This window comes from Bradyrhizobium sp. STM 3809 (assembly GCF_000239795.1).
Taxonomy (GTDB): domain Bacteria; phylum Pseudomonadota; class Alphaproteobacteria; order Rhizobiales; family Xanthobacteraceae; genus Bradyrhizobium.
Map to the genome: position 1 here is coordinate 1 of NZ_CAFJ01000097.1, position 9,165 is coordinate 9,165.

The 9,165-nt window shown below is 61.0% G+C and carries 11 protein-coding genes; 5 read left to right on the plus strand and 6 right to left on the minus strand.

What is annotated here, in order from left to right; all coding sequences use genetic code 11:
• Window positions 1–3: 3 nt before the first annotated feature.
• Window positions 4–507 carry a hypothetical protein gene (locus tag BRAS3809_RS05050; RefSeq protein ID WP_008961024.1) on the minus strand — a complete coding sequence of 168 codons (504 nt, stop codon included), beginning with the start codon at window positions 505–507 and terminating at the stop codon, window positions 4–6.
• The gene (locus BRAS3809_RS05055) at window positions 508–765 is read right to left on the minus strand and encodes a hypothetical protein (protein ID WP_035655330.1); all 258 of its coding nucleotides are present in this window, start codon (window positions 763–765) and stop codon (window positions 508–510) included.
• Window positions 766–924: 159 nt separating this feature from the next.
• On the opposite strand from BRAS3809_RS05055, the gene BRAS3809_RS05060 reads away from it, so the two are divergent.
• Genes BRAS3809_RS05060 through BRAS3809_RS05070 form a run of 3 tightly spaced genes read left to right on the plus strand, consistent with a single transcriptional unit; the run spans window position 925 to window position 3,949 of the window.
• Window positions 925–2,061: an ABC transporter permease gene (locus BRAS3809_RS05060; RefSeq protein ID WP_008961026.1), complete on the plus strand. Its 1,137-nt coding sequence runs from the start codon at window positions 925–927 to the stop codon at window positions 2,059–2,061.
• A gap of 2 nt (window positions 2,062–2,063) precedes the next feature.
• The gene (locus tag BRAS3809_RS05065; protein WP_008961027.1) at window positions 2,064–2,843 is read left to right on the plus strand and encodes an ABC transporter ATP-binding protein; all 780 of its coding nucleotides are present in this window, start codon (window positions 2,064–2,066) and stop codon (window positions 2,841–2,843) included.
• Between the two features lie 2 nt (window positions 2,844–2,845).
• Window positions 2,846–3,949, plus strand: a complete 1,104-nt coding sequence (locus BRAS3809_RS05070) for an ABC-type transport auxiliary lipoprotein family protein (protein WP_008961028.1) — start codon at window positions 2,846–2,848, stop codon at window positions 3,947–3,949.
• Window positions 3,950–3,971: 22 nt separating this feature from the next.
• Here BRAS3809_RS05070 and BRAS3809_RS05075 read toward each other — a convergent pair whose 3' ends face one another.
• On the minus strand, window positions 3,972–4,289 hold the full coding sequence (locus BRAS3809_RS05075) for a c-type cytochrome (protein ID WP_035655328.1): 318 nt from the start codon (window positions 4,287–4,289) through the stop codon (window positions 3,972–3,974).
• A gap of 138 nt (window positions 4,290–4,427) precedes the next feature.
• Here BRAS3809_RS05075 and BRAS3809_RS05080 point away from each other — a divergent pair, with 138 nt between their 5' ends.
• Together BRAS3809_RS05080 and BRAS3809_RS05085 are read left to right on the plus strand one after the other, a co-directional pair.
• Window positions 4,428–5,141 carry a helix-turn-helix domain-containing protein gene (locus BRAS3809_RS05080; protein WP_008961030.1) on the plus strand — a complete coding sequence of 238 codons (714 nt, stop codon included), beginning with the start codon at window positions 4,428–4,430 and terminating at the stop codon, window positions 5,139–5,141.
• 595 nt (window positions 5,142–5,736) lie between these two features.
• Window positions 5,737–6,465, plus strand: a complete 729-nt coding sequence (locus tag BRAS3809_RS05085) for a Crp/Fnr family transcriptional regulator (RefSeq protein ID WP_008961031.1) — start codon at window positions 5,737–5,739, stop codon at window positions 6,463–6,465.
• Window positions 6,466–6,604: 139 nt separating this feature from the next.
• On the opposite strand, the gene BRAS3809_RS05090 is transcribed toward BRAS3809_RS05085, so the two are convergent.
• The 3 genes from BRAS3809_RS05090 to BRAS3809_RS05100 form a co-directional block, all read right to left on the minus strand.
• Complete coding sequence (locus BRAS3809_RS05090; protein WP_008961032.1) at window positions 6,605–7,894, minus strand: TRAP transporter large permease; 1,290 nt, start codon at window positions 7,892–7,894, stop codon at window positions 6,605–6,607.
• An 18-nt stretch (window positions 7,895–7,912) separates the two neighbouring features.
• Window positions 7,913–8,401 carry a TRAP transporter small permease gene (locus tag BRAS3809_RS05095; protein ID WP_240535601.1) on the minus strand — a complete coding sequence of 163 codons (489 nt, stop codon included), beginning with the start codon at window positions 8,399–8,401 and terminating at the stop codon, window positions 7,913–7,915.
• 57 nt (window positions 8,402–8,458) lie between these two features.
• The coding region (locus tag BRAS3809_RS05100; RefSeq protein ID WP_035655332.1) for a TRAP transporter substrate-binding protein at window positions 8,459–9,165 on the minus strand (707 nt) is incomplete at its 5' end.

Sequence of the window (9,165 nt, forward strand, 5' to 3'; positions counted from 1 at the left end):
TGTTCAAGCCGCGGGGGCGTCGTTAGGCGACGCGCTGGTCGGGTCGCCTTCTGAGGACCCGTGCGAGCGCAGCGATTTGAGGAGCATCGTCGCAACCGGAATGATGAGGAGCGGAATAAGGTTGTTGAGCGGATGATTCACCACGTTCGAGATGTGCGTTTGCAGGGCGCGTGCTTCCAACTGAAGCGCGTCCATTGAGGAGGAATGAATCTCGTTGGCGAGCTCCAGCTCGCGGCCGGCCGGTGCACGCGAGGCGATGATCAGCAGAACCGCTGCGATGATGAAGTTGCCGGCGCCGAGCGCCGCGGCCGCGAGAACCGCCGACGTCACCTGGACCAGTGCGAGATAGGCCGCCAGCTCGAGCATCAGAAGGCCAAAGACGGCAATCAGCGCGGCGAAAGCGCGCAGGCCGAGCCCCGCCAGCAGATGTCGCAGCCTGATCTCGGCGATCGTGCGATCTGTTCGCCAGAGGACACGCAGTTGCTTGGCGACGTTGTCTGTATCCAATTAGGCTCTCCTTAGAATGACGCCGACGGCCACACCCAATGCGAACGCTGCAAGCGTTGCTGTCACCGGACGGTCCCGGATCAATCGTTCGACTTGAACATCGGCCTTGCCCAGTGCGCCGATGGCTGCGGCGACAGGCTCGGTCAGAGACGGTCCATCGAAGTCCGATCGAGGTCCCGCGCCATCGCGCAACAGCAGGCCGAGCTCCTGGGTCAGAGCATCCAACTCCTTCCTAAGGAGCGCAGGGTCCATGGCCATGTTTTGTCTCATCAGAATTTCATTGTAGAAGCAACAGCAGCGTGAAGCTTGATCTCGCTCAACCGAGCGCCAACCGCAGACTTGATGCACATCAAGAGAGGTGGATCGGCGGGATCTAGGAACAGGGGCGCGCCGAATGGCAGCGAGGGAGACATTCAGTTGGCTTCTCATCCAGGATTGACCGCCGAGCCGACGGAAAACGCGCTCGAGCTCCGTCCCAGCGGATCCTGGGTGTCTCGCTATGTGACCGAGCTCGAAACCCTGACTGGTTCTGCCAACGCCAAGCTCGGCCATGCGACGGTTGTACGGCTCGACCTTGGAGCGGTCAGCGAGATCGATACTGTTGGCGCATGGCTGATCGAGAAGCTCGGCCGCAGGGCTGCCGCTGGCGGAAGCCGCGTCGAGGCGACGGGGGTGGCCGAGAGTTACGGTGGACTGGTGGAGGAGGTTCGGCAGGTCAATCGGCGAGAAATCACTCCGGCGCCGCAGCCGAATCCGCTGGTCGCAAAGCTTTCCGAACTCGGTCGCTCGACGCTGGCAGCCGCGCAGGACATCACCATTTTCCTGGATATGCTGGCGGCGCTGGCCTTTGCGCTGGGGCGGACGTTGCGCCGTCCGCGGTCGCTGCGCGTGACCTCGCTCGTCTACCAGATGTACCGGATCGGATGGCAGGCCATTCCCATCGTGGTGTTGATCACGTTCCTGATCGGCGCGATCATCGCTCAGCAGGGCATCTTCCACTTCCGGCGGTTCGGCGCGGAATCCTATGTCGTCGACATGGTCGGAATTCTGGTTCTACGCGAGCTCGGGGTCCTGATCGTTGCAATCATGGTGGCTGGTCGATCTGGCAGCGCCTACACCGCCGAGATTGGATCGATGAAGATGCGCGAGGAGATCGATGCGCTGGTGACCATGGGTCTCGATCCGGTCGAAGTCCTCATCCTGCCTCGCATCGTCGCGCTGGTCCTGACCTTGCCGATCCTCGCGTTCATCGGGTCGATGGCAGCCCTCTACGGCGGAGGATTGGTCGCCCAGCTGTATGGCGGCATGGGGCCGCCGATCTTCATCGCGCGATTGCACGAGGCGATATCGGTCACGCATTTCGAGGTGGGAATGCTGAAGGCGCCTTTCATGGCGCTGGTGATCGGCATCGTTGCCTGCAGCGAGGGTCTCCGCGTGAAGGGCAGTGCGGAGTCCCTGGGGCAACAAACCACCACGTCGGTTGTGAAGTCCATCTTCCTGGTGATCGTGCTGGATGGCTTGTTTGCCGTCTTCTTTGCCTCCATTGGAATGTAGCAATGGATGATCTCGAACGATCGAGCGCGATCCGCGTCACCGATCTCATCGTCGGATTTGGTCGGCAGGTCGTCCTGAATGAGCTGTGTCTCGAGGTTCGCCGTGGCGAGATTCTTGGCCTGGTTGGGGCGTCCGGAGGCGGAAAGTCGGTCCTGATGCGGACCATCATTGGCCTGATCCCTCGACGCAGCGGCACCATCGAGGTCATGGGTATTCCCCTTGGTCGCGCGGACGAACGCGCCACGCAGGACGTTGCCACGCGCTGGGGCATCTTGTTCCAGCAAGGGGCCCTGTTTTCATCACTGACGGTCAAGCAGAACGTCCAGTTTCCGTTGCGGGAAAATCTGCAGATGTCGCCGGGCCTGATGGATGAGATCGCGATCGCCAAGCTGGAGATGGTCGGTCTGCGGGCTGAGGACGGCGATAAATTTCCGGCTGAGCTTTCCGGAGGCATGACCAAACGTGCTGCGCTGGCCCGCGCCCTCGCACTCGATCCCGCGATCGTGTTTCTCGACGAGCCGACCTCCGGCCTTGATCCGATTTCTGCGGGCGATTTCGACGCCCTGATCAAGACGCTGCAGCAAACGCTCGGATTGACCGTATTCATGGTGACGCACGACCTGGCCAGTTTGAACACGGTCTGTGATCGCGTCGCAGCCTTGGCCGACGGCAAAATCGTCGCGATCGGCCCGATGAGCGATCTGCTCCGATCCGAGCATCCGTGGGTGAAGGCCTACTTCCACGGCAAGCGATCCCAGATGCTACAACCGAAAGTGAGTTGATCATGGAAACACGTGCGCCATTCGCTGTGATCGGCGGCTTCGTCCTGGCGGCCATCGTCGCGATCTTTGGCTTCGTGTACTGGCTCAACAACACCGGAGGTCTTGGGCCACGGACCATCTACCATGTTCAGTTCGAAGGTTCTGTTCCCGGACTGCTGGTCGGTGCCGCGGTGCTGTTCAACGGAATTCGGGTGGGTGAGGTGACGGGACTCGGCTTGGCCCCGGACAATCCGCGTCGGGTCAACGCCACGATCTCTGTCGCGTCGAGCACCCCGGTGCGGTCCGACACCAAAGTGGGATTGGAATTTCAGGGGCTGACCGGTGTCCCGGTTGTCGCGCTGGAAGCGGGCCCTTCGACAGGAGCGACGGGGGCAGTATCCACGCTGATCGCAGAGCCGGGGGCCGGCCAGAGCATGACGCAGGCGGCGCGCGACGCTCTGCGGCGAGTCGACGCGGTCCTCGCGGAGAATGCCGGCCCGCTCAAGGACACCATCGCCAATCTCAAGACGTTTTCGGACGGCTTGGCGCGGAATACCGGCAAGCTGGATGGAATCGTTGCGGGGCTCGAGAAAATGACCGGCGGTGGTGCTCCGGCTCAGAAGGTGACCTATGATCTCACTGCGCCCCGCGATCTCGGACCCGCGACCAAGACCATCAAAGGGCAACTCGCGATTCCCGAGCCGACCGCCGTCGCAATGCTGCAGACCCAGCGCATGCTGTTTTCGCCGGCGAAGGACTTTCCAGGGTTTGGCGATGTTCTGTGGGCGGACAGCATTCCGAAATTGTTGCAGGCTCGTCTGATCGATACATTCGAGAACTACGATGTTGCTCATGCCCCGCTGCGGACATCGGACCTCGGGCAACCGGACGTGCAGCTGTTGATCGATGTCCGGCGTTTCCGAATCAATGCCGATGCAACGGCTGCAGCGGACATCGGCCTGTCGGCACGTCTCGTCGACAAGAATGGCAAGGTCATCGCATCGCGGCTGTTCGACCAGAGTGAGCCGGTCGGCCAGATCAATCCCGCCGATGCCGCTGCGGCCTTCGACCAAGCCTTCGGCCGGTTGGCCAAGGCGATCCTGATGTGGACCGTCCAAGCACTGTAAAGGCAGCCGGCGGCTGCTCGATCTATTCCAGGCTCTTCAGATACGACAACAGGTCGTTAATCTCGGGCGGCGTCAGTTCGAACTGTGGCATGGCCGGGTGTCCGGTCACGATTCCTTCGGCGAGAGCCTCCCCGAGTGTTTCGATCGGATAGCGCAAGTGCAGCGTTCGAAACGGCGGGGCCGGCTTGAATGCACTTTCTCCGGTTCTGCCGATGGCATGGCAACGTGCGCAATGGGTCTTGGCGTAAGCTCGTCCTCGCTGTTCTGGCGTCGACGCCGCCAATGACGGGACCGACAGCGAAAGAGTTACGAGAAGAGCGCAGAAAACCGGGCGCTGCATGCATCACGTCCAGGGTCAGAGCAGTTTCGGCCACGATAGAGCCGCGATCCTCCACTCATTTGATTTGAATCAACGGGAACTTCGCGCATCCGGTAGAATGCCGCTCATCTCTTTCGCGTTTGGCCAGCGGAGCCCTGTATGAAGACGTCTCTGGTTGCGGTCGATTTGCACGGGCAGGGCTGCGCCGACTGTGCCGTCCGCGGATTCAGCGTATGCGCGTCGCTCGATCAGTTCGAGATGCGGGAATTCGAGCACCTGAGCCGCCGCGTCAATTTCGCTTCCTGCGAGACGGTTTTCGCCCAAGAGGATACGTCATCCTTCTTTTACAATCTGCTTGATGGCGTGTTGAGGCTCTACAAGCTGCTCCCCGACGGCCGCAGGCAGATCGTGGGATTTGTGCTGCCCGGTGATTTCGTTGGAATGACGACTGAGGAACGCCATGGGTTTTCGGCCGATGCGATCGGCCCAGTCACGGTCTGCCAGTTTGCCAAGATGCCGTTTGCCCGCTTTGCCGATGACAAGCCGAATCTCCTGCGGCGGATGAATGAATTGGCGGTGCATGAGCTCAATCAGGCTCGGGACCACATGGTGCTGCTTGGGCGCCGCTCTGCCGAGGAAAAGGTTGCGACGTTCCTCGTCGGCTGGAGGGACCGGCTGGTCGAGCTTCGGGGACCCTCCAACATAGTACCGTTGCCGATGAGCCGGCAGGATATTGCCGACTACCTCGGCCTGACCATCGAGACGGTCAGCCGAACGTTCACGAAATTGGAGCGGGAAGGCATCATTGCCATCCTTCCCGGAGGCGTGTCGCTGCGGGATTCCGCGCGTGCGGAGGCGCTGGCGGCTGCCTGATCGGGCGCTCGCCACTCGACCTGGGACTTTCATTGATCTGAATCAAAGACCGGTCCCTGGCAACCGGGGAACAATGGCTCCCAACTCAAAAAGAGGGGGAGAAACATGCCGTTCGATGCCATGCTGGTCAGTGCCGCGGTTGTGGCGGTTTTCGTTGCGTTCGCGGCGGTCTTGTTGTGGGCCGATTCCCAGACCAAACACCGTGCTTGACGCAACCGGCCGGCAGAGACCGTCGCCACGTCCGAGGCCGCCATCTGCCGCCGCGCTTGAGCCCACGACATGAGCCCCCGATAAGAGTTCGGGGGCGCGCGAACTGCATTGCCGAGGGAAGTCTTGTGTCGCGGCGGGGGGAACGAAGGGTCTCCAGCCGCGAACGCCTTCCTGCGGGCCGAATGTGGTCCTGGCTGCATTTTCCTGGACAATCTCTCGATCTGCCGTATTTCCAATGAGAGCGGAAATCGAGGGATAGGCTGTCGCGAGGCCAAAGAAGCGTGTCCTGCGAGTTGGAGGGCTCCATCGTCCTCCTCCGGCAGGGGAGCTTCGGCCATGGACATCTCTCTTGATTGGCGGTGCATGGACGCCTGGGAGAGTCGGTGTGACTGTGGACAAGAAGGCGAGCAGCCGAACGGCCGGCAGCGGCAAGCTATCTGTGCTGCGGCAGCATCCGATCTTTTGCGATCTCGAACCCGATGCCCTCGATCAACTCTGTCGGTATGCAAAGCCGACCACCCTCAAGCGTGGTGCGACGATTTTCTCGAAAGGGGATCCGGGGTCGAGCCTGTACGCCGTGATCAGCGGGACGGTCAAGATCAGCGTGTCGTCGCCGGATGGCCGTAATGCCATCCTCAATCTGATCAGCGCAGGTGAGATCTTCGGCGAAGTTGCCGTGCTCGACGGCAGAGAGCGTACGGCCGATGCGACGGCAAACACCAATTGCGAAATTCTTGTCATCGACCGTCGCGAATTCCTGCCTTTCGTCAAGAGCCAACCCGTGCTCTCCATGAAGTTCATCGAACTGCTCTGTGATCGGCTCCGTTGGACCAGCGATCAGGTCGAACAGGTCATCCTGCAGGATCTGCCCCGGCGCCTCGCCAGCGCTCTGCTCGGCTTGACCGAAAAGCAGAAGGTCGATTCGGCCAGCCGTACCATTGCGATCACCCAGCAGGAGATCAGCGAGATGGTGGGAATGACGCGCGAGAGCATCAACAAGCAGCTGCGCGCCTGGGCTGCGCGCGATTGGGTTCGACTCGAGCACGGCGCGATCGTACTCCTCAATCCCGAGCCTTTGCGGGGGCTGGCGGAGGCCGCTCAGGACGACGAGTAGGGCGCTCCGAGCCAAGAGCGCCGATCTCGTCGGGGTGGTTCGGGCGGCGCCGCCTCTCGGCGTCATCGCAATGCGCCCGAGCGCGCACACATTTGTGGTGTGAACTGAGGATTCGGCGGAGGTCGCCGCCTGAGAGACCTCAGCGAAGGATGTGCCGCGGAAGCCAGAGCGAGATTTCCGGAATGTAGGTCACGGCCATCAGCACGCCGAACATCACCGCGTAGAAGGGCCAGATCTTGCGCATGACCTGCTCGATCGAAACCTTTCCGACAGCGCACCCGACGAAGAGGATTGCGCCGACGGGAGGGTGGCAAAGCCCGATGCCGAGATTCAGTAGCATGATCATGCCGAAGTGAACCGGGTCGACGCCGAAATTCTGCATGACCGGCAGAAGGATCGGTGTAGCGATCAAGATCGAAGGGGCCATGTCGACGAGCGTGCCCATCAGCAGCAGCAGTACGTTGATCAACAGCAGGATGACGTACTTGTTGCTCGAGATCGACAGAAAGAACTGCGTCATCTTCGCAGGCATCTGCGTGAGCGCCATGATGTAGCCGACTGCGGAGGCGCAGGCGATCAAGGTCATGACCATCGCGACCGTACGAAACGTCCGATGCAGCAGCACCGGAAGATCGCGCCAGCGATAATCGCGATAGATGAACATGGTGACGAAGAAGGCCCAGATGCACGCGACCGCTCCGGCTTCGATCGCTGTGAAGATGCCGCCGAGGATGCCCCCGAGGATGATCACGAGCGTGATGAGTCCCCATGCCGCATCGATCGTGATCTTGACCGCGTCCTTGGCCGGAACGGTCTGACCACGCGGGTGACCCTCGCGATAGGCGATCACGATGCAAAGCATGATCAGCGAAAAGCCGAACAGCAGGCCCGGAAACACACCGGCCATGAACAACGCGCTGATCGAGATCGTGCCGCCGGTCGCGAGTGAATAGAGAACCGCGTTGTGGCTCGGCGGAACCAGAAGCGCCTGTACCGACGAACTGATGGTCAGGTTGGTGGCGAACACGCGCGGGTAGCCGTTGCTTTCCATCTGCGGGATCATCACCGAGCCGATTGCCGATGTGTCGGCGACGGCTGAACCGGAGATCCCGCTCAAGAAGGTCGTCGCCAGCACGTTGACGATCGACAGGCCGCCGCGCAGGCGAGTCAGGCCCACCAGCACGTCGGCGAAGGCCACCAGCCGCTTGGCCATGCCGCCCTCGGCCATGATGGCGCCGGCCAACACGAAAAACGGAATCGTCAGCATCGCAACCTTGCTGACGCCGTCTGAAATCTTAAGCATCACGGCTTCGAGTGGAACGCCGACGGAAAGCGCGCCGGCAATCGCAGCGAGCGCCAGAGAGTAGGCGATGGGCATCCCTATCAGGAAGCACACTAGCATCGTGGCAAGCAGAATGAAGATATCCATCGGTATGACTCGGCTGGCTTACTCGAACGAATCTGTGTCGTGATGCGCAATAGGGTCCTGCGGCGCTCCCAGGAACAACCGTTCGATGATGAACAGCAGCAGACACACGCCGCCGGTCGGGATCGGCAGATAGGTGACGCCGACTGAGAGGAATGGGAAGTCGCCGATCGTATTGTTCCAGGTGACTTCGACAAGTCGTGCACCCCAAACGATCATGAAGAGCGCGATGAGGCCCATCAGCAATTGGACGAGTACATCGAGCATTCGTCTGATCGCGGGCGGCGTCTGATTGGCGAAATAGGCGAGGTTCATGTGCAGGTTGAGCCTGTAGCCGGCCGCCGCGCCGATGAAGGTCAGAAGGATGGTCAACAGCACGGCCATCGGTTCGGGCCAGGAGGCCGCGCTGTTCAGAACGTAGCGGGTGAAGACCGCCCATGGGATGACGGCCGAGATCAGCACCAGCGCCGTCACGCCGACGATGACGCAGGCCAGATAAAGCGCATCCATCGCGCGGCGATAGAGTCCGGCCATGGCAGTCCTCCTGGTTGTTCGACCGACAGCGCGTCAGGCGATGTCCTGGATGCGCTTGATCATGTCCTGGTACTTCGGACCGTATTTGTCCCAGACCGGCTTGACCGCCTTCTGGAACGGTGCCTTGTCGGCGATCTCGATGATCTCGCAGCCAGCCGCCTTGGCCTTCTCCATCGCCTCGCGCTCATAGGCCTTCCAGAGCTCGCGCTCTTCCATTTGAGCCTCGCGCGCGAACTTCTTGATCAACGCCTGATCTTCGTTGGACAGGTTGGTCCATGCCCGCTTGGAGAATACGAGTACTTCGGGAATCACGAGGTGCTGAGTCAAGGAATAATACTTCGCCGCAGTATAGTGATTGCTGAACACGTAGCTCGGCGGATTGTTCTCGGCTCCGTCGATAACGCCGGTCTGCAGGGCGCTGAAGACCTGATCGTACCCCATGGCCACGCCGTTGCCGCCGAGCGCGTTCATCATGTCGATGAAGATCGGATTGCCGATCACGCGGATCTTGAGGCCCTTGACGTCTTCGACAGTCTTGATTGGTCTCTTGGTGTTGTAAATGCTCCGCGCTCCGGAGTTCATCCAGCAGAGTGCGACGAGGTTCGCATTTGCATGAGCGCTGACGCGATCGAGCAGATCTTGCCCGATCGGTCCGTCCATCATCTTTTCGGAATGTTCGATGCTCTTGAACAGGAACGGCATGTTGACGACGTTGACGTCGTCCACGATCGGACCCAGTG